The 21,637-nt window shown below is 60.7% G+C and carries 22 protein-coding genes and 1 pseudogene; 13 read left to right on the top strand and 10 right to left on the bottom strand.

Annotated elements, in window-relative coordinates; all coding sequences use genetic code 11:
- Positions 1-112: 112 nt before the first annotated feature.
- Positions 113-757: an orotate phosphoribosyltransferase gene (pyrE, locus tag J4D28_RS12040; RefSeq protein WP_009051565.1), complete on the bottom strand. Its 645-nt coding sequence runs from the start codon at positions 755-757 to the stop codon at positions 113-115.
- A gap of 81 nt (positions 758-838) precedes the next feature.
- Here pyrE and J4D28_RS12035 point away from each other — a divergent pair, with 81 nt between their 5' ends.
- On the top strand, positions 839-1,618 hold the full coding sequence (locus J4D28_RS12035) for an exodeoxyribonuclease III (RefSeq protein ID WP_003176915.1): 780 nt from the start codon (positions 839-841) through the stop codon (positions 1,616-1,618).
- A 61-nt stretch (positions 1,619-1,679) separates the two neighbouring features.
- On the opposite strand, the gene J4D28_RS12030 is transcribed toward J4D28_RS12035, so the two are convergent.
- Positions 1,680-2,048: a DUF4870 domain-containing protein gene (locus J4D28_RS12030; RefSeq protein ID WP_009051566.1), complete on the bottom strand. Its 369-nt coding sequence runs from the start codon at positions 2,046-2,048 to the stop codon at positions 1,680-1,682.
- A 31-nt stretch (positions 2,049-2,079) separates the two neighbouring features.
- On the bottom strand, positions 2,080-2,802 hold the full coding sequence (gene rph / locus J4D28_RS12025) for a ribonuclease PH (RefSeq protein ID WP_007921124.1): 723 nt from the start codon (positions 2,800-2,802) through the stop codon (positions 2,080-2,082).
- A 269-nt stretch (positions 2,803-3,071) separates the two neighbouring features.
- Here rph and J4D28_RS12020 point away from each other — a divergent pair, with 269 nt between their 5' ends.
- The 6 genes from J4D28_RS12020 to J4D28_RS11995 all read left to right on the top strand — a co-directional run bounded on the left by J4D28_RS12020 (position 3,072) and on the right by J4D28_RS11995 (position 8,375).
- Positions 3,072-3,935 carry a YicC/YloC family endoribonuclease gene (locus J4D28_RS12020; RefSeq protein WP_007921125.1) on the top strand — a complete coding sequence of 288 codons (864 nt, stop codon included), beginning with the start codon at positions 3,072-3,074 and terminating at the stop codon, positions 3,933-3,935.
- A 12-nt stretch (positions 3,936-3,947) separates the two neighbouring features.
- Complete coding sequence (gene gmk, locus J4D28_RS12015; protein ID WP_009051568.1) at positions 3,948-4,568, top strand: guanylate kinase; 621 nt, start codon at positions 3,948-3,950, stop codon at positions 4,566-4,568.
- Positions 4,569-4,735: 167 nt separating this feature from the next.
- Positions 4,736-4,999, top strand: a complete 264-nt coding sequence (gene rpoZ, locus J4D28_RS12010) for a DNA-directed RNA polymerase subunit omega (protein ID WP_007921129.1) — start codon at positions 4,736-4,738, stop codon at positions 4,997-4,999.
- Between the two features lie 57 nt (positions 5,000-5,056).
- The gene (gene spoT, locus J4D28_RS12005) at positions 5,057-7,162 is read left to right on the top strand and encodes a bifunctional GTP diphosphokinase/guanosine-3',5'-bis pyrophosphate 3'-pyrophosphohydrolase (RefSeq protein ID WP_007921131.1); all 2,106 of its coding nucleotides are present in this window, start codon (positions 5,057-5,059) and stop codon (positions 7,160-7,162) included.
- A gap of 36 nt (positions 7,163-7,198) precedes the next feature.
- A complete protein-coding gene (locus J4D28_RS12000) occupies positions 7,199-7,579 on the top strand; it encodes a RidA family protein (RefSeq protein WP_007921133.1) in 381 nt (126 codons plus the stop codon).
- A 55-nt stretch (positions 7,580-7,634) separates the two neighbouring features.
- Positions 7,635-8,375, top strand: a complete 741-nt coding sequence (locus tag J4D28_RS11995; protein WP_009051569.1) for a hypothetical protein — start codon at positions 7,635-7,637, stop codon at positions 8,373-8,375.
- Between the two features lie 88 nt (positions 8,376-8,463).
- Here the strand turns inward: J4D28_RS11995 and J4D28_RS11990 are convergent, their stop codons facing one another.
- Positions 8,464-9,315: an SDR family oxidoreductase gene (locus J4D28_RS11990; protein WP_009051570.1), complete on the bottom strand. Its 852-nt coding sequence runs from the start codon at positions 9,313-9,315 to the stop codon at positions 8,464-8,466.
- Between the two features lie 187 nt (positions 9,316-9,502).
- Here J4D28_RS11990 and exbB point away from each other — a divergent pair, with 187 nt between their 5' ends.
- The 6 genes from exbB (at position 9,503) to J4D28_RS11960 (ending at position 16,322) form a co-directional block, all read left to right on the top strand.
- Positions 9,503-10,489, top strand: a complete 987-nt coding sequence (gene exbB / locus J4D28_RS11985; protein ID WP_009051571.1) for a tonB-system energizer ExbB — start codon at positions 9,503-9,505, stop codon at positions 10,487-10,489.
- Between the two features lie 6 nt (positions 10,490-10,495).
- The gene (exbD, locus tag J4D28_RS11980) at positions 10,496-10,924 is read left to right on the top strand and encodes a TonB system transport protein ExbD (RefSeq protein ID WP_007921142.1); all 429 of its coding nucleotides are present in this window, start codon (positions 10,496-10,498) and stop codon (positions 10,922-10,924) included.
- Positions 10,921-11,667 carry an energy transducer TonB gene (locus J4D28_RS11975; RefSeq protein WP_009051572.1) on the top strand — a complete coding sequence of 249 codons (747 nt, stop codon included), beginning with the start codon at positions 10,921-10,923 and terminating at the stop codon, positions 11,665-11,667. Before exbD ends, J4D28_RS11975 begins: the two co-directional genes overlap by 4 nt.
- Before the next feature lie 170 nt (positions 11,668-11,837).
- Positions 11,838-12,758 carry a hydrogen peroxide-inducible genes activator gene (locus J4D28_RS11970; protein WP_009051573.1) on the top strand — a complete coding sequence of 307 codons (921 nt, stop codon included), beginning with the start codon at positions 11,838-11,840 and terminating at the stop codon, positions 12,756-12,758.
- 9 nt (positions 12,759-12,767) lie between these two features.
- Positions 12,768-14,843: an ATP-dependent DNA helicase RecG gene (gene recG, locus J4D28_RS11965; RefSeq protein WP_028683648.1), complete on the top strand. Its 2,076-nt coding sequence runs from the start codon at positions 12,768-12,770 to the stop codon at positions 14,841-14,843.
- Between the two features lie 78 nt (positions 14,844-14,921).
- Positions 14,922-16,322: an aminoacyl-tRNA deacylase and HDOD domain-containing protein gene (locus J4D28_RS11960; RefSeq protein ID WP_028683647.1), complete on the top strand. Its 1,401-nt coding sequence runs from the start codon at positions 14,922-14,924 to the stop codon at positions 16,320-16,322.
- Between the two features lie 78 nt (positions 16,323-16,400).
- Here J4D28_RS11960 and J4D28_RS11955 read toward each other — a convergent pair whose 3' ends face one another.
- The 6 genes and pseudogenes from J4D28_RS11955 to J4D28_RS11930 form a co-directional block, all read right to left on the bottom strand.
- On the bottom strand, positions 16,401-16,784 hold the full coding sequence (locus J4D28_RS11955) for a hypothetical protein (RefSeq protein WP_009051576.1): 384 nt from the start codon (positions 16,782-16,784) through the stop codon (positions 16,401-16,403).
- A gap of 204 nt (positions 16,785-16,988) precedes the next feature.
- Complete coding sequence (locus J4D28_RS11950; RefSeq protein WP_016703149.1) at positions 16,989-17,198, bottom strand: hypothetical protein; 210 nt, start codon at positions 17,196-17,198, stop codon at positions 16,989-16,991.
- A gap of 103 nt (positions 17,199-17,301) precedes the next feature.
- Positions 17,302-18,168, bottom strand: coding sequence for a tetratricopeptide repeat protein (locus J4D28_RS11945; protein ID WP_103330852.1), 867 nt, complete (start codon positions 18,166-18,168; stop codon positions 17,302-17,304).
- Complete coding sequence (locus J4D28_RS11940; RefSeq protein ID WP_158250321.1) at positions 18,155-18,964, bottom strand: tetratricopeptide repeat protein; 810 nt, start codon at positions 18,962-18,964, stop codon at positions 18,155-18,157. The genes J4D28_RS11945 and J4D28_RS11940 overlap by 14 nt, the downstream gene beginning before the upstream one ends.
- A 43-nt stretch (positions 18,965-19,007) precedes the next feature.
- Positions 19,008-21,194 carry a phospholipase D-like domain-containing protein gene (locus tag J4D28_RS30435; protein WP_103330851.1) on the bottom strand — a complete coding sequence of 729 codons (2,187 nt, stop codon included), beginning with the start codon at positions 21,192-21,194 and terminating at the stop codon, positions 19,008-19,010.
- 12 nt (positions 21,195-21,206) lie between these two features.
- Positions 21,207-21,637, bottom strand: a pseudogene (locus tag J4D28_RS11930) (type VI secretion system tip protein VgrG); the annotation flags it as partial.

Here is a 21,637-nt window from a genome sequence, read left to right as displayed (position 1 = left end):
AGCCAGGCGGGGTCTTTTTATTGCGCCTTCCGTAGGAGCGGAGCTTGCCCGCGATAGCGGTGTATCAGGTTAGACCGCTATCGCGGGCAAGCCTCGCTCCTACAGAACAGGGTCAAACGCCGAATTGCGCGCGGTAGGCTTCCACCGCCGGCAGATGCTGCTTGAGTGCCGGATCGTCCGCCAGGAACTGCAGGACCTGGGTCAGGGAAACGATGCTCACCACCGGAATGCCGAAATCGCGCTCGACTTCCTGGATCGCCGACAACTCACCGTTGCCACGCTCCTGACGGTTCAGGGCAATCAACACACCCGCCGCCTTGGCGCCTTCCTGGGACTCGATGATCTGCATCACTTCGCGAATCGCGGTGCCCGCGGTGATCACGTCGTCGATGATCAACACATCGCCAGTCAATGGCGCGCCGACCAGGCTGCCGCCTTCGCCGTGAGCCTTGGCTTCCTTGCGGTTGAAGCACCATGGCAGATCGCGCTGATGATGCTCGGCCAGGGCCACGGCCGTCGCTGCCGCTAAAGGAATACCTTTGTACGCAGGACCGAAAAGCACATCGAAAGGAATGCCGCTGTCGACGATCGCCGCGGCATAAAAACGCCCCAGCTGCGCCAGGGCCGAACCGCTGTTGAACAGGCCGGCATTGAAGAAGTAAGGACTGGTACGCCCGGACTTCAGGGTGAACTCACCGAAGCGCAAAACCCCGCGATCGATGGCAAAACGAATGAAATCGCGCTGATACGCCTGCATGAAAAAGCCCCAAATACCACGGATTTAGCTAATTAGGTAGACCTCGGGTATCATACACGCACGTGATTTTTGGGGCCATTTATGCGGATCATCAGTGTGAACGTCAATGGTATTCAGGCTGCAGTGGAGCGAGGTTTGCTCAGTTGGCTGCAAGCACAGAATGCCGACGTCATCTGCCTGCAGGACACCCGCGCCTCCGCCTTTGAACTGGACGATCCAGCCTTCCAACTGGATGGCTACTTCCTTTATGCCTGCGATGCCGAAGTTCCCGCCCAAGGCGGTGTGGCTTTGTACTCGCGGTTGCAACCGAAGGCTGTCATCAGCGGTCTCGGCTTCGAGACGGCCGACCGCTACGGGCGCTACCTGCAAGCCGATTTCGACAAGGTCAGCATCGCGACCTTGCTGCTTCCTTCCGGGCAGAACGGCGATGAAGACTTGAACCAGAAGTTCAAGCTTATGGACGACTTCGCCCGTTACCTGGATAAACAGCGGCGCAAACGTCGCGAGTACATTTATTGTGGCTCGCTGTACGTGGCGCAACAGAAGCTGGATATCAAGAACTGGCGTGACAGCCAGCAATCTCCGGGTTTCCTGGCGCCTGAGCGTGCCTGGATGGACGAGATTGTCGGCAACATGGGTTATGTCGACGCCCTGCGCGAAGTCAGCCGTGAAGGCGATCAATACAGCTGGTGGCCAGATAACGAACAGGCCGAGATGCTCAACCTGGGCTGGCGCTTCGACTATCAGCTGCTGACCCCAGGCCTGCGTCGCTTCGTGCGCAGCGCACGCCTGCCACGCCAGCCGCGCTTCTCGCAGCACGCGCCGCTGATCGTGGACTACGACTGGACGCTGACCATCTAAGCGTCTTTTCGCAGCCACAAAAAAGCCGACATCACTGTCGGCTTTTTTGTGGGCGCTCGGCCTATTTGATCAATCGCCAGGTGAACGGGTAGCGGTACGCCATCCCTTCATTGGCCTTGACCCCGGCGATGATGGTCAGCACCAGGGCGCCGATCGCCAGCAGACCGAAGAGCAGGAAACCCACCAGCACCACCATCAGCAGGAAACAGACCAGCGAGGCAAGAGCCACGGTGATCTGAAAGTTCAGCGCTTCCTTGCCCTGGGCATCGATGAACGGGTCCGTCTCGCGCTTCATCTGCCAGAGCACCAGCGGGCCGATCAGGGTGCCGAACGGAATCCAGATGCCCAGCAACGCCGACAGGTGACAGAACATCGCCCACTGACGCACCTCATGGCTCGGGACAGGTTGCGGAAGCTGGTCGTCGTTCATGCTGCTCTCCTTGCTGAAAGCTACCGGGCAATCAGTCAGCCAGGGCTGCCTGTTGCAATTCAAAGATCTCGCTCATGCCTTTCTTGGCCAAAGCCAGCATGGCGTTCAGTTCTTCCGGCTGGAACGGCGCGCCTTCGGCAGTGCCCTGGACTTCGATGAAACCGCCAGTGCTGGTCATGACCACGTTGAGGTCGGTCTCGGCCGCCGAGTCTTCCAGGTAATCCAGATCCAGCACCGGCTCACCCTGGTACATGCCCACGGACACCGCCGCGATCATTTGCTTGATCGGGTCGCCGCCCTTCAGGCCGCCACGCTTCTTGATCACTTTCAAAGCGTCCACCAAGGCCACCATGGCACCGGTGATCGACGCGGTACGGGTACCGCCATCGGCCTGGATCACATCGCAGTCGACATACAGGGTGACGTCGCCCAGCTTGGTCATGTCCAGCGCAGCGCGCAGGGAACGACCGATCAGACGCTGGATCTCCAGGGTACGGCCGCCTTGCTTGCCGCGACTGGCTTCACGCTGGTTACGCTCGCCGGTGGCGCGCGGCAGCATGCCGTATTCGGCGGTCAACCAGCCCTGGCCCTGACCCTTGAGGAAGCGGGGCACGCCGTTCTCGACGCTGACCGTGCAGATCACTTTGGTATCACCAAACTCGACCAGTACAGATCCCTCGGCGTGTTTGGTGTAGTTGCGGGTGATGCGGATCGAGCGGAGCTGATCGGCAGCGCGACCACTTGGACGTTTCATAGGGAATACCTGTACGGGGACGGAAAACTGCCGATCATTATAGAGCCCACGGCCTTGCCTGGGCAGTTCTAAAAACCCCGGCCCGTCGGCGATACCTCTGGAACGGCCCTCCGGTCGCTTCGCAGCGCTTTGTCACACCCGCGGTTTGGGAGCATCCACCGCACTGCGCTACAATCCTGCGCCTTCGCAGCCTGTCGGCTTCAATTCATTCATATCGGGCCCGTACAACCCTTTGCGGTTGGTGGCGGACCTGTATCGGAGGTACCTCCATGGTGCACAGCATGACCGCCTTCGCCCGGGTAGAACGGGCCGGCACTCAGGGCACCCTGAGTTGGGAACTGCGCTCGGTCAACAGCCGTTACCTGGAACCGCACCTGCGCTTGCCGGAATCCTTTCGCGATCTGGAAGGCGCGGTCCGCGAGGCGCTGCGCCAGGGACTGTCGCGCGGCAAGCTCGAATGCACCTTGCGCTTCACCGAAGAAACCACCGGCAAACCACTGCAGGTCGACCGGGAGCGCGCCGCGCAACTGGTGGCGGCAGCCGAGTCCGTTGCCAGCCTGATCAAGCAGCCGGCGGCGCTGAACCCACTGGAAGTGCTGGCCTGGCCCGGCGTCCTGGTGGCCGATGCCAGCGACCCGCAGGCGCTGAACAACGAAGCCCTGAGCTTGTTCAACCAAGGGCTGAAAGAGCTGAAGAGCGGCCGCGAGCGCGAAGGCGCGGAGCTGGCCCGGCTGATCAACGAACGCCTGACCTCCATCGAGGAAGATGTCGTGACCCTGCGCGAACTGGTCCCGCAGATGCTCGCGACCCAGCGCCAGAAGGTTCTCGATCGCTTCGCCGACATGCAGGCCGAACTGGACCCTACCCGCCTGGAACAGGAAATGGTGCTGCTCGCCCAGAAGAGCGACGTCGCCGAAGAACTGGACCGCCTGAGCACCCACATCATCGAAGTGCGCCGCGTACTCAAGTCCGGCGGCGCCGCTGGACGGCGCCTGGACTTCCTGATGCAGGAACTCAACCGCGAAGCCAACACACTGGGCTCCAAGGCCTTCGACCCGCGCAGCACCCAGGCTGCGGTCAACCTCAAGGTGTTGATCGAGCAGATGCGCGAACAAGTACAGAATATTGAGTAAGGCTACCCAGACATGAACCACAGCACCGGCACCCTCTACATCATTTCCGCCCCCTCGGGCGCGGGCAAGACCAGCCTGGTCAAGGCCCTGATCGACGCCGACCCGTCGATCCGCGTTTCCGTTTCCCACACCACTCGCGCCATGCGCCCGGGCGAAGTGGACGGCGTGAACTACCACTTCGTCTCCCGCGAAGCGTTCGTGAAGATGGGCGAACACGGCGACTTCCTCGAGCGCGCCGAAGTCTTCGGCAATCTCTATGGCACCTCCCAAAGCCACTTGCAGCAGACCCTGGACGAAGGTCACGACCTGATCCTGGAGATCGACTGGCAAGGTGCCGAGCAAGTGCGCAAGCTGATGCCCCAGGCGCGTTCGATCTTCATCCTGCCGCCGTCCCAGCAGGCCTTGCGCCAGCGCCTGACCAACCGCGGCCAGGACAGCGACGAGATCATCGAAGGCCGGATGCGCGAAGCCGTCAGCGAAATGAGCCACTACGTCGATTACGACTACCTGATCATCAACGACGATTTCGCCCATGCGCTGGACGACCTGAAGGCGATTTTCCGCACCAACCAGCTGCACCAAAAGCACCAGCAACAGCGTTTCGGCAAATTGCTCGCCGAATTGCTGGGCTGAATAGCACTTCCCAAAACCGCTGCAAGGGCTTTACATTGGCGCTTGTAGCGCGTCGGAAAGCTTGGTTAAAAAATCAGCGCTTCCCTAATCGCTGGTGATTTTTTAAACTGTTGAGTCCGCTCGCCCATCCGGGCAGCGCGCATATTGCATTTGCTACGAGGAAGACCATGGCCCGCGTAACCGTTGAAGACTGTCTAGAACACGTGGATAACCGCTTTGAGCTGGTCATGCTCTCTACCAAGCGTGCCCGTCAACTGGCAACCGGCGGCAAAGAGCCGAAAGTAGCATGGGAAAACGACAAGCCTACCGTCGTCGCCCTGCGCGAAATCGCTGAAGGCCTGATCGACTACGCAGCTATCGCCGAAGCCGAAATCGTTGAAGATGAACCGCTTTTTGCTGCTTTCGAGGACGAGTCCAACGAGGCCGTCTAAGCCTATGCCTGGTCGACGTAGCACGGCGCGGGATCACAGCCTACGGCAGGAGTCATCATGCCGAGCATAGACGCCCTCGCCGATCGCTTATCGACCTATCTCGGCACGGACCAGGTCAATCTGGTCCGCCGAGCGTATTTCTACGCCGAACAAGCCCATGACGGTCAGCGCCGTCGCAGCGGCGAGGCGTACGTCACGCACCCATTAGCGGTCGCAAACATTCTCGCCGACATGCATATGGACCATCAGAGCCTGATGGCGGCCATGCTGCATGACGTGATCGAAGACACCGGTATCGCCAAAGAAGCGCTGCAAGCGCAGTTCGGTGAAACCGTGGCCGAACTGGTCGACGGGGTCAGCAAACTGACCCAGATGAACTTCGAGACCAAGGCCGAAGCCCAAGCGGAAAACTTCCAGAAGATGGCCATGGCCATGGCGCGCGACATTCGCGTGATCCTGGTCAAGCTGGCCGACCGCCTGCACAACATGCGCACCCTGGAAGTGCTGTCCGGTGAAAAACGCCGGCGGATCGCCAAGGAAACCCTGGAGATCTATGCGCCCATCGCCAACCGCCTGGGCATGCACAGCATCCGCATCGAATTCGAAGACCTCGGTTTCAAGGCCATGCACCCGATGCGTTCCGCGCGGATCTACCAGGCGGTCAAGCGCGCCCGGGGCAACCGCAAGGAAATCGTCAACAAGATCGAAGAATCCCTGAGCCACTGCCTGGCCATCGACGGCATCCAGGGAGAAGTCAGCGGCCGCCAGAAACACTTGTACGGCATCTATAAAAAGATGCGCGGCAAACGCCGGGCCTTCAACGAGATCATGGACGTCTACGCGTTCCGGATCATCGTCGACAAGGTCGACACCTGCTACCGCGTGCTCGGCGCCGTACACAACCTGTACAAGCCGCTGCCAGGTCGCTTCAAGGATTACATCGCGATTCCCAAGGCCAACGGCTACCAGTCGCTGCACACCACGCTGTTCGGCATGCACGGCGTTCCGATCGAGATCCAGATCCGCACCCGCGAAATGGAAGAGATGGCCAACAACGGCATCGCCGCCCACTGGCTGTACAAATCCAGCGGCGACGAGCAGCCAAAGGGCACTCATGCCCGGGCTCGTCAGTGGGTCAAGGGCGTGCTGGAGATGCAGCAACGCGCCGGCAATTCCCTGGAGTTCATCGAGAGCGTGAAGATCGACCTGTTCCCGGACGAGGTCTACGTGTTCACGCCGAAGGGCCGGATCATGGAGCTGCCCAAAGGCTCCACCGCAGTGGACTTCGCCTACGCGGTGCACACCGACGTGGGCAACAGCTGCATCGCCTGTCGTATCAATCGCCGCCTGGCGCCGCTGTCCGAACCGCTGCAAAGCGGCTCCACCGTGGAAATCGTCAGCGCCCCGGGCGCACGCCCCAACCCGGCCTGGCTCAACTTCGTGGTCACCGGCAAGGCTCGCACCCACATTCGCCATGCGCTGAAACTGCAACGCCGCTCCGAGTCCATCAGCCTGGGCGAACGCCTGCTGAACAAGGTGCTCAACGGTTTCGACAGCGCGCTGGAAAAGATCCCCGCCGAACGCGTGCAAGCGATGCTCACCGAGTATCGCCTGGAACTGATCGAAGACCTGCTGGAAGACATCGGCCTGGGCAACCGCATGGCCTATGTGGTCGCCCGCCGCCTGCTCGGCGAAGGCGAACAGCTGCCAAGCCCGGAAGGTCCGCTGGCCATTCGCGGTACCGAAGGCCTGGTCCTGAGCTACGCCAAGTGCTGCACGCCGATCCCGGGCGACCCGATTGTCGGCCACCTGTCCGCGGGCAAGGGGATGGTGGTGCACCTGGACAACTGCCGCAATATCAGCGAAATCCGCCACAACCCGGAAAAATGCATCCAGCTTTCGTGGGCCAAGGATGTCACCGGCGAATTCAACGTCGAGCTGCGCGTCGAGCTGGAACACCAGCGCGGCCTGATCGCCCTGCTGGCCAGCAGCGTCAACGCGGCCGACGGCAATATCGAGAAAATCAGCATGGACGAACGGGATGGTCGCATCAGCGTGGTCCAACTGGTGGTCAGCGTGCACGACCGCGTGCACCTGGCTCGTGTGATCAAGAAACTGCGCGCCCTGACCGGGGTCATTCGCATCACTCGCATGCGTGCATAGCTCGCTATACAGCCCGCCCATTACAAGGAGTCATTCATGACCAAGACCGTTATCACCAGCGACAAGGCACCCGCCGCGATCGGCACCTATTCCCAGGCGATCAAGGCAGGCAACACCGTCTACATGTCCGGCCAGATCCCGCTCGATCCAAAGACCATGGAACTGGTGGAAGGCTTCGAAGCCCAGACCGTCCAGGTATTCGAGAACCTCAAGTCCGTGGCCGAGGCCGCCGGTGGTTCGTTCAAGGACATCGTCAAGCTCAACATCTTCCTCACCGACCTGAGCCACTTCGCCAAGGTCAACGAGATCATGGGCAAGTACTTCCAGCAGCCTTACCCTGCCCGCGCCGCCATCGGCGTTGCCGCCCTGCCAAAAGGCGCGCAGGTTGAAATGGATGCCATCCTGGTCATCGAGTAACACGTCCGGCGCGGCTACCCAGGCCGCGCCGTCTTCGTTCTGAAAGGATTTCCTCATGCGCAAAGCGCTAGCCCTCTCGTTGTGCGCCCTGTTCCTCGGCGGCTGTGCCAGCGATCCCGCCGACCGTGACATCAGTGGCACCTGGATCAATCAGGTCGCCATCGACGCCGCCGCCAAAGGCGGACCGCTGCGCGAAGCCCTGCAAGGCTACGGCCCGAACCTGGAATGGGACGTCAACACCAAGGCCAGCCAGGCGCGCTACACCAACGGCTTCGAAAATGTCGAAGGCAAGGTGCTGGCTGAAGAGTCCGGCTCCTGGAAAATCGATTTCTACGGCAGCTCTGCCAGCGAATTGAAACGCGACGGCAAACAATTGCTGCAAGAAGCCAACGACAACGAGCCGGAACAGGTCTTCGATCGTCCCAAGGACCCGGCCCCGGAAGGCGCGCCACTGGGCGCCAACTTCGAGCGCGCGCTGTACTCGGCCTACCTGGGCGGCGAATGGAAAATCGTCAACGGCCCGGGCCAAGGCGGCACCGTACTGTTCCAGTCCAACGGCCAGGTCATGGGCCTGCCGGGCGCCGATCGCTATGCACTCTGCCTTGCCGGCGACTGCGCGTCGATGAGCGGCGGCTACGACAACCTCTGGCTGCAGCTCAACGGCCAGGGCAACCCGTGGATCTTCGCGCGTAACGGTGAGCAACTGGAGATCTTCCAGACCATCAACACCGCCCAGGCGGACGAGGTACCTTCCCTCACCCCGGGTACGCGCCAGTGGCTACTGGAAAAACAGTGATCCCCGCCTCCCTGTAGGAGCGAGCTTGCTCGCGATCAGCGGTGTCTCAGGTTAGACCGCTATCGCGAGCAAGCTCGCTCCTACAGTTTCAGCCTTCGATAATCTCCGCATACCCCTCGCGAAAACTCGGATAACGCGGCTCCCAGCCCAGGGCCCTGGCGCGGGCATTGCTGCAGCGCTTGCTGCCGGAGCGCCGCACACTCGAATTATCCGCCCACTCGGTCACGCCCAGGTACTCGCGCAGCCAGCCCACCACCTCCGCCAATGGCACCGGCGCGTCGTCGACCCCGATGTAGCAGTCCTCAAGCTGCACGCCACGCCGATCGGCCTGCAGCAGGAAGGCCAGCAACCCCGCGGCGTCGTCGGCATGGATGCGGTTGCCATACAACGGCGGATCGATGGCCACGCGATACCCCTGGCGCACTTGGTTCAACAGCCATTCCCGCCCCGGGCCGTAGATCCCGGTCAAGCGCACCAGGCTGGCTGGAATGCCACTCTGCAACGCCACTTGCTCGGCCTCGAGCATCAGCCGGCCGGAATAGCCGCCGGCCTGCGCCGGCGAAGTTTCGTCGATCCACTCGCCGTCTTTCTGCCCATAGACGCTGCTGCTGGAAACGAACAACAGGCGCTTCGGAGACTGCCCGTTCTGCTTGAGCCAGCCCAGCACATGGGTCAGCCCCTCGACATAGGCCGCGCGATAGCCCGCCTCGTCATGCTCGGTAGCGGCCGCGCTGTACACCAGGTAATCCAGCGATGTGGTGGGCCAGGCTGCCGGGCACTGCTCGCTGAAAAGATCGCCCGCCACGCCGATCACCCCTTCCGGCAATTGCGAAACCGTGCGCCGCAGGCCGTAGACCTGCCAGTTTTCAGCCAGCAGTTGCTTCGCCAGACGGCTGCCGACATCACCACAGCCAGCGATCAGAACAGAAGGGGCGGACATCAGAAAACTCCTATCAGAAAGGCACAGACTAGCGTCGGCAATGGACGAGCGGCTAGCAATCAAAGAAAAAAAGATACTCTATTACTTCTGTTAACAAGAATTAGTTGCAATAATGACGGCCCATTTGTTCTCGGCCCTGCGAGGCCTAGAAGGACACTTACCCTTTTCCCTCTCAGGTCCGGCCAGCATGACACGCAATCCATTCTCCGCTTCGCCAACCCAACGCCCAAGCCCGCTGCGCGCCATGAGTGCGGCCGCGGCGTTGCTGTTCAGCCTGCTGCTGGCACCGACCGCGGCCTTCGCCGATGAGCAGGCCCCGACTGGCGCCTCGACACCTGCGGCAGCCCACGCGCCGGCCGATGCCACGGCGCCGGTAGCCACCCCGGTCGCCGCAGCGCCGGCACCTGCCGAAGGCGAGCCGGCCGACGACGCACCTGAAGTCCTCGAAGCGGACAACAGCCTGGGCATGGCGCACGACCTGTCTCCTTGGGGCATGTACCAGAACGCCGACATCATCGTGAAGCTGGTGATGATCGGCTTGGCCATCGCCTCGATCATCACCTGGACCATCTGGATCGCCAAAGGCTTCGAGCTGATGGGCGCCAAGCGTCGCCTGCGCGGTGAGATCCTCGCCCTGAAAAAGGCCACCACCCTCAAGGAAGCCAGCGTCACCGCCGCCAAAGAAGGCACCCTGGCCAATCTGCTGGTCCACGATGCCCTGGAAGAAATGCGCCTGTCGGCCAACAGCCGCGAGAAAGAAGGCATCAAGGAACGCGTCAGCTTCCGCCTCGAGCGCCTGGTAGCCGCCTGCGGCCGCAACATGAGCAGCGGCACCGGCGTGCTCGCCACCATCGGTTCTACCGCGCCCTTCGTCGGCCTGTTCGGTACCGTGTGGGGCATCATGAACAGCTTCATCGGCATCGCCAAAACCCAGACCACCAACCTCGCCGTCGTCGCCCCCGGCATCGCCGAAGCCCTGCTGGCCACCGCCCTGGGTCTGGTCGCGGCCATTCCGGCGGTGGTCATCTACAACGTCTTCGCCCGCTCCATCGCCGGCTACAAGGCCCAGGTCTCCGACGCTTCCGCAGAAGTCCTGCTGCTGGTCAGCCGTGATCTCGATCACCTGCCGACCGCCGAGCGCTCTGCGCAACCTCATGTGGCCAAAGTAGGGTAATCCGCCATGGGCCTGCATTTGAAAGAAGGCGCAGAAGACGATCTCGCCGAAAACCACGAAATCAACGTCACGCCGTTCATCGACGTGATGCTGGTGCTGCTGATCATCTTCATGGTCGCGGCGCCGCTGGCCACCGTGGACATCAAGGTCGACCTCCCGGCCTCGACGGCCAAACCGGCGCCACGCCCCGAGAAACCGGTGTTTCTCAGCGTCAAGGCCGACCAACGCCTGTACCTCGGCGACGACGAAGTGAAGGCCGAAGCCCTCGGCGCCACCCTCGACGCCAAGACCCAGGGCAAAAAAGACACGACGATCTTCTTCCAGGCCGACAAAGGCGTGGATTATGGCGACCTGATGAGCGTGATGGATGCCCTGCGGGCCGCCGGATACCTAAAGGTCGGCCTGGTCGGACTTGAGACGGCTACCAAGAAATGATCACGACGCGCCAAAAACTGACGCGTTACAGCGGTAGCCTGGCCATCGTACTGGGGGTCCATGCGGTCGCGATCCTGCTCGCGCTCAACTGGAGTTCCCCCACGCCGGTCGAGCTGCCACCCCAGGCGATGATGGTCGAGTTGGCGCCGCTTCCGGCACCGCCTCCTCCCGCACCGCCCAAGGTCGTGACGCCACCGCAGCCGCCGGCTCCGGTCGAAGAGTTGCCGCTGCCCAAGCTCGCGGAAGCGCCGAAGCCGACGATTTCCGTGCCCAAGCCGGTCAAACCCAAGCCCAAGCCACAACCGCCCAAGCCTGTGGAGAAAAAACCGGAACCGCCGAAGGAAAAGCCCAGCGAAGAGAAGCCCAGCGACGCTCCGCCGACGCCCACTGCGGCACCGTCCTCGGCACCTGCTCCGGGCCCCTCGCCGGCCCAGATCGCCGCCAAGGAAAGCTGGCAAGGCACGCTGCTGGCGCACCTGGCCAAGTACAAGAAGTACCCGCCGGGCGCTCAGGCACGCGGCAAGGAAGGCCTGAACCGGCTGCGCTTCGTGGTCGATGCTCAAGGCAACGTGCTGTCCTATGAACTGGTAGGACGCTCGGGCAACGCCGATCTGGACCGGGCCACCCTGGAAATGATCCGCCGCGCCCAGCCGCTGCCCAAGCCACCGGCGGACATGCTCAACAACGGCTCGATCGAGATCGTCGCGCCCTTCGTTTACTCCCTGGAGAAACGTCGCCGCTGAGCATGACGCACAGGCGATCCCCAGCAGAAAGGCACCCTAAAGGTGCCTTTTTGCTTTTCCAGGCATGACCCGCATGCATTGCCCGGTGTCACAGCGAGCATTGAGTCTGATAACGTGCGTCTATCGATTGCAGCCGGTATGCTTGGCCCGCAACCTCATGGACGTCCGCTATGACTCTTACTGAATTACGCTACATCGTTACCCTCGCCCAAGAGCAGCACTTCGGCCACGCGGCCGAGCGTTGCCATGTCAGCCAGCCGACCCTGTCGGTGGGCGTGAAGAAGCTTGAAGACGAACTCGGTGTGCTGATTTTCGAGCGCAGCAAGAGTGCGGTACGTCTGACGCCGGTCGGCGAAGGCATTGTCGCCCAGGCGCAAAAGGTCCTCGAACAGGCCCAGGGCATTCGCGAACTGGCCCAGGCTGGCAAGAACCAGCTGACCGCCCCGCTGAAAGTCGGCGCGATCTACACCGTCGGCCCGTACCTGTTCCCGCACCTGATCCCGCAACTGCACCGGGTCGCCCCGCAGATGCCGTTGTACATCGAAGAGAACTTCACCCACGTACTGCGCGACAAGCTGCGCAACGGCGAACTGGACGCGATCATCATCGCCCTGCCGTTCAACGAAGCCGACGTGCTGACCCTGCCGCTGTACGACGAACCCTTCTACGTGCTGATGCCAAGCACCCACCCCTGGACCCAGAAAGAGAGCATCGACGCCAACCTGCTCAACGACAAGAGCCTGTTGCTGCTGGGCGAAGGCCACTGTTTCCGCGACCAGGTACTCGAGGCTTGCCCGACCCTGGCCAAAGGCAACGACGGCGCCAAGCACACCACGGTGGAATCCAGCTCCCTGGAAACCATCCGCCACATGGTCGCTTCCGGCCTTGGCGTCTCGATCCTGCCGCTCTCAGCGGTGGACAGCCATCACTACGCCCCCGGCGTGATCGAAGTACGGCCGCTGAGCGCGCCCGTGCCGTTCCGCACCGTGGCGATCGCCTGGCGCGCCAGCTTCCCGCGGCCGAAAGCCATCGAGATCCTCGCCGACTCGATCCGCCTGTGTTCGGTGGCCAAGCCGCCTGCCGCGAGTTAAACCGTCGCGATGACTGAGCTGTCGAAAGTGCCGGTCACGGCACTCAAGGGCGTCGGCGAAGCCATGGCCGAAAAGCTGGCCAAGGTCGGCCTGGAGAACCTGCAGGACGTGCTGTTCCACCTGCCCCTGCGTTATCAGGACCGCACGCGCGTGGTGCCGATCGGCGCGCTGCGCCCCGGCCAGGATGCGGTGATCGAAGGCACCGTCAGCGGCGCCGACGTGGTGATGGGCAAGCGCCGCAGCCTGCTGGTACGCCTGCAGGATGGCACCGGCGGGCTCAGCCTGCGCTTCTACCATTTCAGCAACGCGCAGAAGGAAGGCCTCAAGCGCGGCACCCGCGTGCGCTGTTATGGCGAAGCCCGCCCTGGCGCCTCGGGGCTGGAAATCTACCACCCGGAATACCGCGCCATCAGCGGCGATGAACCGCCGCCCGTGGACCAGACCCTGACCCCCATCTACCCGCTCACCGAAGGCCTGACCCAGCAACGCCTGCGCATGCTGTGCCAGCAGAGCCTGGCCCTGCTCGGCCCGCGCAGCCTGCCGGACTGGCTGCCGCAAGAGCTGGCGCGGGATTACCAGCTGGCGCCGCTGGACGATGCGATTCGCTACCTGCACCACCCGCCGGCCGACGCCGATGTCGACGAACTGGCCCTGGGTCACCATTGGGCACAGCATCGCCTGGCGTTCGAGGAACTGCTGACCCATCAGTTGTCCCAGCAGCGCCTGCGCGAAAGCCTGCGCTCGCAACTCGCTCCGGCGCTGCCCAAGGCTACCCGGCTGCCGGCGCAGTACCTGAAGAACCTCGGCTTTCCACCCACCGGCGCGCAGCAGCGGGTCGGCAACGAGATCGCCTACGACCTCAGCCAGCCCGAGCCGATGCTGCGGTTGATCCAGGGTGACGTAGGCGCCGGCAAGACCGTGGTCGCCGCCCTCGCCGCCCTGCAGGCGCTGGAGGCTGGCTACCAGGTGGCGCTGATGGCGCCGACCGAGATCCTCGCCGAGCAGCACTTCATCACCTTCAAGCGCTGGCTCGAGCCGCTGGGGCTGGAAGTCGCCTGGCTGGCCGGCAAGCTCAAGGGCAAGAACCGCACAGCGGCCCTGGAGCAGATCGCCGCCGGCGCGCCGATGGTGGTCGGCACCCACGCGCTGTTCCAGGACGAAGTGCAGTTCAAGAACCTGGCGCTGGTGATCATCGACGAACAACACCGCTTCGGCGTACAGCAGCGCCTGGCCCTGCGCCAGAAAGGCGTGGGTGGGCGCCTGTGCCCGCACCAACTGATCATGACCGCCACGCCGATCCCGCGGACCCTGGCCATGAGCGCCTACGCCGACCTGGACACCTCGATCCTCGACGAACTGCCCCCAGGCCGCACGCCGGTGAACACCGTGCTGGTGACCGACTCGCGCCGCGTCGAGGTCATCGAGCGGGTGCGCGCCGCCTGCGCCGAAGGGCGCCAGGCCTATTGGGTGTGCACGCTGATCGAGGAATCCGAAGAGCTGACCTGCCAGGCTGCGGAAACCACTTACGAAGACCTGCGCAGCGCCCTGGGCGAACTGCGGGTCGGCCTGATCCACGGGCGCATGAAGCCGGCGGAAAAGGCCGAGGTCATGGGCCAGTTCAAGGCCGGTGAGTTGCAACTGCTGGTGGCCACCACGGTGATCGAAGTCGGCGTCGATGTGCCCAACGCCAGCCTGATGATCATCGAGAACCCCGAGCGCCTGGGCCTGGCCCAGCTGCACCAGCTGCGCGGTCGCGTTGGTCGGGGCAGCGCCGCCAGCCATTGCGTCATGCTCTACCATCCTCCTCTGTCGCAGATCGGCCGCCAGCGCCTGGGCATCATGCGCGAAACCAACGACGGTTTTGTCATCGCCGAAAAGGATTTGGAACTGCGCGGCCCCGGCGAAATGCTCGGCACCCGCCAGACCGGCCTGCTGCAATTCAAGGTCGCCGACCTGATGCGCGATGCCGACCTGCTGCCGGCCGTGCGCGATGCCGCCCAGGCCTTGCTGGAGCGCTGGCCGCATCACGTCAGCCCGCTGCTGGAACGCTGGCTGCGCCACGGGCAGCAATACGGCCAAGTGTGAGCAGCGTCTCAGTTAAGGGGCGAATGCCCCGATCAAGCTGGTTATACTCCTGAAATTGTTTGAAAACGGATACAGACCATGACAGAAGTTGCCCTCGCCACCGCAGCCCCGCACGCTCCGTCTGTAATCCGGCTGCTGCTCGGCAAGCTGGACATCGGCTTCACGGAAGTCCTCGATCACCCGAACCTGCCAGCCGCGCGCAAGGTACAGGCCGTCCTGCTGGATGATGCCGTCGGCGCGCTGATGGTGCTGTTCCCGCAGAGCCAGCTGCTGGACCTCAATCGCCTCGCCGAACTGACCGGCCGCCGCCTGACCGCCGTCTCCACGGAACGCCTGGAGCGCATGCTCGGCAAACACAACCTGAGCCTGCTGCCCGGCCTGCCGGCGCTCACCAGCTCGCCCTGCCTGTACGAAGAAAGCCTGCTGCGCGAGCCGCACCTGCTGATCAACTCCGGCGAGCCGGGCCTACTGCTGGAAATCACCAGCGACGCCTTCAAGAGCATGCTGAGCAAGGCCAGCGCCGGCAACTTCGGCGAAGCCCTGAGCAGCATCCGCCCGAACCTCGACCGCCCGGACGACGACCGCGAGGAAATCACCCAGGCCATGCAGGCCTTCACCGCCCGGCGTATCCAGCAACGCCTGGAAGCGACCATCGAGATTCCGCCGCTCGCCGAAACCGCGCAGAAGATCATCAAGCTGCGGGTCGACCCCAACGCCACCATCGACGACATCACCGGCGTGGTGGAAACCGACCCGGCCCTGGCCGCGCAAGTGGTGAGCTGGGCGGCTTCACCCTATTACGCTTCGCCGGGCAAGATCCGCTCGGTGGAAGACGCCATCGTCCGCGTGCTGGGCTTCGACCTGGTGATCAACCTGGCGCTGGGCCTGGCCCTGGGCAAGACCCTGAGCCTGCCCAAGGACCACCCGCAACACAGCACGCCGTACTGGCAGCAGTCGATCTACACCGCCGCCGTCATCGAAGGCCTGACCCGCGCCATGCCGCGCGCGCAGCGCCCGGAATCCGGCCTGACCTACCTCGCCGGCCTGCTGCACAACTTCGGCTACCTGCTGCTGGCCCACGTCTTCCCGCCGCACTTCTCGCTGATCTGCCGCCACCTGGAGGTCAACCCGCACCTGTGCCACAGCTACGTCGAACAGCACCTGCTGGGCATCAGCCGCGAGCAGATCGGCGCCTGGCTGATGCGCTACTGGGATATGCCGGACGAGTTGTCCACCGCCCTGCGCTTCCAGCACGACCCGAGCTATGACGGTGCCTACGCCGAATACCCGAACCTGGTATGCCTGGCCGTGCGCCTGCTGCGCAGCCGCGGCATCGGCTCCGGCCCCGTCGAAGACATCCCTGACGCCCTGCTCGAACGTCTCGGTCTATCCCGCGATAAAGCCGAAGACGTGGTCAGCAAAGTCCTGGAAGCCGAAGTGCTGCTGCGCGAACTGGCCTCGCAGTTCAGCCAGCACTGAAAACAAAACGGACAAGCCCCGCCCCTGTAGGAGCGAGGCTTGCCCGCGATGAATCCACCTCGGTCTACCTGACCGGCCTCACGCCTTCGGCTTGGCCTTCTTCGGCTTCAGGTACTTGGTCAGCCCCTGGAACCAGATCACCAGCGCCGGGTTGCCCTTGATCTGGATCGACTTGTCCTGAATCCCGGTCATAAAGGCCAATTGCTTGTTCTTCGCCTGCATCGTGGCAAAACCATAAGCCGCGTCTTTAAAGGCAATGGCGAACGCCGGCTCGGGATAGACACCGGACTTGCTGGTAATCCGCTGATCCTTCACCCGGAAATGCCGCGCCACCTTGCCATCCAGCGTCTGCAGCTGGAATACCAGTTCCTTGTCACCCAACTGCTGCTGGAACGCAGGATTGGTCCGGCTGGCCTTGCCCATCAACAGCCCCATCATCCACAGCAGAAAACGAAATTTCATGCGCAAAGCCCCAAAGAAAAAATGAACGGCTGGCGCAGTGTAGCGGCTTCGGAAGGGAACGCCACAGTTATGCAGCGTTAAGGGAAGATGAACGCGTTATTGGGGATTATGACTGCCAAGTCACGCTCGTTTTCGAGCAGCCTTTATAAGTCGTCACGAAGAGACCTGCTCATAACCCTGCGAATCCTGAAACCTGCTCCAGCCTTATCCACTCCTGGGCCAGGCAATAGCCAGCACTCCAGACAACAGGCTCAAGGCGAGCAGCACTTTGGCAACCAGGAACGCAACGTCGACAGAGTCGGAAATGCCCCCACTGCCGCTTGCCCCGCCAGCAATGCCAGCCAACCCGAGCAAAGCGCTGAGTATCGAGATGGCAAGCAGCAAAATCGCCAGTACCGTGAATATCTTATGCATTGTGCGGCTCCTTTCTCGGGACAGCTCATCAATCCGTTTTGATACTTCGCATAGGCTCGTTGACGCTATTTTTTTCGGGATATTTCTCGTTGTGGGTTTTCCCCTAATAATCGTCATCACGTCCGGTTGGCTTCCAGTTGATGTCTTTGTCGGCGTGATAGCCCTGCACAGGGTTCGGTGGCAGCGGGTGATCTTTGGCCAGATTGGGAAAGCGCAAATCTGGATTTTTAGCAAGTTCCCTGGATACTTTGTAGTATGCATCTTCAGTCTTCTTGTCTTTATTATAAGAAAACTTACCATTTTGAAATACATCTTCTATTTCCATGGCACCTTTCCGCTCACCTAGAGCTGCAGCTCTTTGATAATAATGCAAGGCTACAGGGTAATTCCTATCCAAGATCTCGTAGTATGTGGCCAATTCATAATTCGCGCTTGCATCGTTTTGATCTGCAGCACAGCGTAGATAGGAAACCCCTAGGTCTCTTTTTTTGGTCTCATAAATATAGATATTTCCCAGCCTGACTTGAGCTATCGGACTACCTACATCTCCCGCCTTGAGCAAATATATTACTGACTGCCTATCAGACTGCACCACACCGATGCCTCTTTTGATCATTGCACTCATATCGTAATAACCCAGCGGCACCTGTAGCTTGATCATTTCCAGATACAGATCAATAGCCTTATTCGTATCCTTGACTACCCCGTCACCGCGTAAATATAGCTCTGCAAGGTTGTGCATCGCTTTCCAATGGTTCTTTTCTACAGCCTGCTGGTACAGGCTGGCCACTTTGCTCCAGTCAGCCGGGCGTTTTTTGCTAAGCACCCGAGCTTGCTTGAACCATTGGTCTGCTTGCTGGTCCAGAGGCGGGGCAGTGTCTTTTTCATGAACACACTTGAAATCGTATGCCATGGAAAAACCACTGCTGCCCAATAGCACAACAGCCAGCAGTGCTTTAATAGTCGTCATCACGTCCGGTCGGTTTCCAGTTGATGTCTTTGTCGGCGTGATAGCCCTGAATGGGGTGCGGTGGAAGTGGATGCTCTTTGGCTAAATCAGGAAAGCGAAGGTCGGGTTTTTTGTACAACTGACTGGAAATATTACTGTACGCAAGTGCTATTTTTTCATCTTTTTTATAACCAAAGTCGCCATCCGCAAAAGTGCTTTCAATTACCAATGCTGCCTTCCGCATGCCCAACGCAGTAGCCCGCTGATAATAATACATTGCAACTGGATAGTTCTTATCAACATTACTGTTATAAGATGCAATTTTATAGCTAGCATCTGCATAACTTTGCCTGTCAGCACATTTAAGAAGCTTCAACCCCAACTGATCATTATTTTTTTCATATATATATATGTACCCAATATGGGTTAAAGCCTGAGGATTACCTAAATTTGCGGCCTTAATTAAATACTGCATTGCACTCTTATCGGACTGAACAACTCCTACGCCCCGTTGTACCATCACACTCATATCGTAATAGCCCAACGGAACCTCAAGCTCGACCATTCGCATATAAAGATCGATAGCTTTATTTGTATTTTTCGGCACACCATCTCCACGCAAATATAATTCCGCCAAATTATGCATGGCCTTCCAGTGGTTTTTTTCTACAGACTTTTGGTACAAATCAGCAACCTTCGCCCAATCCGGCAGCCGTTCTTTGCTAATAGTACGAGCCTGTTCAAAAAACTGATCTGCCTGTTTATCTAAAGGGGGTGCAACATCTGTTTCATGGACACACTTAAATTCGTCAGCCATGGCCTCTACTCCAGTCAAACAAAAAAATATGGCAAATATTGTATTAATCAAGAGCTTTTGCATAAGGTGTCACCACATCCCAGAATCGAACTATTGTTCCAACCAACGGAAGTTTTTTCTTCTGTTTCTCCCAATTGTCCGTTATTACTCGATCCCATATTTCATAATCATCTGCAACATTCTCACTCAAGGTAGGCTTATTGCTTTTAATTGCTTTCCCCGAATGCATCCCCCACAACCGCTCCCGCCAGGTCCGGGTGGTTTGCGGGCTTGGCATGGCGATATTCAGTTCGGAGTCGGAGTTCAGACTGCGTTCGTTGATGTTGGCGGAGCCTAGGGTGAAGAACAGGTCGTCCACCAGCAGCAGCTTGCTGTGTACATAGATGGACTTGTACTGCGCCATGCCTTGTTCCGGGCCGAGGTGTTCGGTGATATCGCGTTCTGTCTGGCGTTGCTCGCGCGTCTTGGCAGTCGCAGTTTCGCCGCCGTCCTTGCAACTGACCAGGGTCGCGACAATGATTTTCAACCCCTTGGGCGGCAGCAGCTCCGGCTCCAGCTCGCGAGCCGCGGCCTGGTTGTAGTGTTTGTTGGGGTCCATGGCCAGGAGTTCATCCGCGCGACTCGGATCGATACCCTGCTCATGCATTTGCGTCTGTACCTTGGCCAGTTCCTGATCGCGTGTCGGTGATGCGTCGCGGGCCTTCAGTTCGCGCTGGCGATAGGCAAGCTGGCGTTGATCGTAGAGCATGTCGCGGTGGGCCAAAGGCATCAGTTCGCCCTGACCAAGGGTGTCGAGCATCTCGTAGGTGGAACTGGAGAAGTGCCCGCTCTCCGGGTTGTTGGTGACCACGAACAGGTGCAGATCCTGTTGTTTGCCAGCAGCGACATAGTCGGCGGCAACTTTCTTCAGGCGTTCGGCCAGCGGTTTGTAGCGGAAGTACTGGTTTTCGATATAAGCGTACTGGTGCACATTGCCCAAGGCCTTTTCATATACCTCGAGAATGGTTTTTTCCGGGCCTTCTTCCGGTTGGGTCCGGCAAATCTGCGCGGGCTCTCCACCGTCACGAATCAGGCTCAGCGGTTTCACCGACGAGCGCTCGTGATTCAGGGTGCCCTTGAAGACCCGGCGTATCCAGCTGCTGCTCTTGTCCCAGGCATTGCAGAAGTTGTGATTGAGGTCGAACAGCACCGGACCGAGTACGTGCAGTGAGAGGTCCTGCCAGGGGCCGAAGCCCAGGTCGCGCTTGCCGGCTGCATCGTCGTAGGCGTGGGCGGTGGTGTCCCAGTAGTTGCGCTGCAGGTTGTGGCCCATCACGAGACCTTCCGCCTTTTGCGGGTCCATGTAGTCGACCACCAGAGTTTTCTGGTGATGGCTGGGAAACAGGCTCAGGAGCATCATCTGCATGAAGGACACATCGTGAGACTCGTCCTTGAGCAGTCGCCACAGGATGGCAAGGCGCCCCCAATGCATGCGCAGGCCATTTTGATCGTCGTAGGTCAACTGTCCTATGAACTCGAAATCCCGCGTACGAAACTCGATATTGCGGGCTTCGCGGCTGTTTACCCAGCGATACCAATCTCGGGTCTCGACCTGTTCGTTCGGGGCTTGAACCGTCCCTCCCGAATCACGGCCCTTGGTGTACCCGCTGTTCAGGGCATCCAGGCTTTGCTGGATGTCGATCAGACGGTCGCGCGTGGCTCGTCGGCCAGCCTCGTCGTTTGCCGGAAGTTTTTCCAGGCGTGCCTGCTCCTGCTGCTGTTTTTCCAGAAGCTTTTTCCGTTTTTCACCCAGGGCGCTGGTGTCAGCCGGCTTGCCCGCGGTCATTCCGGAACCCATCGATGTTCCGCCGGCGCCGCTCCAGCCCTCGCCGATCACCGAGTTTTCACCGAGCTGGGCCAGTCGGTTGTTCCAGATCAGTACCCGTACCTCGACACCACTTTCGGCCTTCTGCCTGAGCAGTTTTCCCAGACTGGGGCTGTCGGTCGAGGCCCGGTCGAGACGCAATCCAGGGTCGAAGCCCCAACTGATGAGGTCGATGCTTTTCGTAGCTGCCTGGATGCATTCATAGACCTTCTTGAAGGCTTCCTCGCCACACACCAGCGGCGTCACCACGTTGCCTGCCGGACGTGGCGGGCTTAGCGGATTGTTCTTGTGAGCGAACCAATCCGAGGTCAGGGTTGCGGCGCTTTCTTCAAGCGAGATCGACAGTTTCTGATCGAGGTATGTCATGGAGTGCTTCCTTTACTCTTTCTGCTCGCTTTGATCCGCCCACAATTGGCGGAACGCCTCACTGCTGCTCAACGCCTCCAGAGAGGCCGCCGCGCCCGGGAAGTCGCGATATCCCTCACGCCCCAGGCGCTCACTGCGTTGGCGCGTCTGTTCGGTCGAGGTCTCGCTCATGTCCAGGTTGAAGCGGTGTCCATTCACCGTTTCCACCGAGTAGTTGCGGGTACCGGGAATATGCTGGAAAAGCACATTGCCCTTCTCGTCGCTGAAACCTTTGTCGATAAGTGCGCCATCGGCGTAGAGCTGATAGGGCTCATCCGGATACCCCGGCATGTTGGGCAACGGGGAAATACGAATGCACAGCTGACCCGGCACGGTTTCTTTCGCCGGGTTGGCCAATGCCTCCTCCATCAGGCTGCCAGCCTTGTCCGCATCGGCCGCCCCCG

This window comes from Pseudomonas sp. GW531-T4, from assembly GCF_017349615.1.
Lineage (GTDB): Bacteria > Pseudomonadota > Gammaproteobacteria > Pseudomonadales > Pseudomonadaceae > Aquipseudomonas > Aquipseudomonas chlororaphis_I.
The sequence above is the reverse complement of the archived record's forward strand: the minus strand, read 5'-3'. Positions and strand labels throughout refer to the sequence as shown.